General features: G+C 73.5%; 1 protein-coding gene. It reads right to left on the bottom strand.

What is annotated here, in order from left to right; translation table 11 throughout:
- Positions 1-108 precede the first annotated feature (108 nt).
- Positions 109-877: MBL fold metallo-hydrolase (locus AC13HU_RS37740; protein ID WP_483046519.1), on the bottom strand; the 769-nt coding region annotated here is incomplete at its 5' end.

Genomic DNA, 877 nt, shown 5'->3' with positions numbered 1-877 from the left:
GGGTAAGGGGCGGCGCCCTGGCAGCGCGGTCCTTACTGCCGTTCACCGGCGCGCTCCGGTAAGGGGTGGTGGCTCTGGTGTCCGGTCCTTACCGGATCCGGCGCGCGTTCATGCCACCAGCACCCGTGACGCGCCGATCGGCAGGTCCCACAGCGCGTCGCGCGGCAGCCCCGCGGCCGCCCACGCGGTGTGCAGCCGGGTGAGCGGTTCCAGCGGCGGCTCGCCGGAGAGCAGGAACGTCGCCCAGTGCATCGGGGCCATCGCGGCCGCGCCGAGGTCGAGGTACGCCTGCACCGCCTCCTCGGGGTCGGCGTGCACCGGCCGCAGCATCCAGCGGGGCGTGTACGCGCCGATGGGCAGCAGCGCGAGATCGATACCGGGATGCACCCGGGCGATCTCGGCGAAGTAGGCACCGTACCCGGTGTCCCCGGCGAAGTAGACGCGGTGGCCGTCGGTGTCGGTGAGCACCCACCCGCCCCACAGGGACCGGCAGGTGTCGGTGAGGGTGCGGCGGCTCCAGTGGTGCGCGGGCACGAAGTCGAACCGCACCCCGCGCAGCCACGTGCCCTCCCACCAGTCCAGTTCGGTCACCCGGGTGAAGCCGCGGCGCCGGAACCACTCGCCGAGCCCGGCCGGCACGTAGCAGGGCGTGGCACGCGGCAGCCGTTTGATCGTGGGCGCGTCGAGGTGGTCGTAGTGGTTGTGGCTGATGACGACCGCGTCGATCGGCGGGAGGGCCTGCCAGGGCACGCCGACCGGGGTGATCCGGCGGGGCGTACCGGGGATGCGGCGGGACCAGACCGGGTCGGTGAGCACCGTCAGCCCTCCGATCCTGACCACCCAGCTCGCGTGCCCGGCCCAGGTCACGCTCACCGTG

It is taken from the genome of Streptomyces sp. NH27, from assembly GCF_056859195.1.
This window is presented reverse-complemented; position numbering and strand designations above follow the sequence as displayed.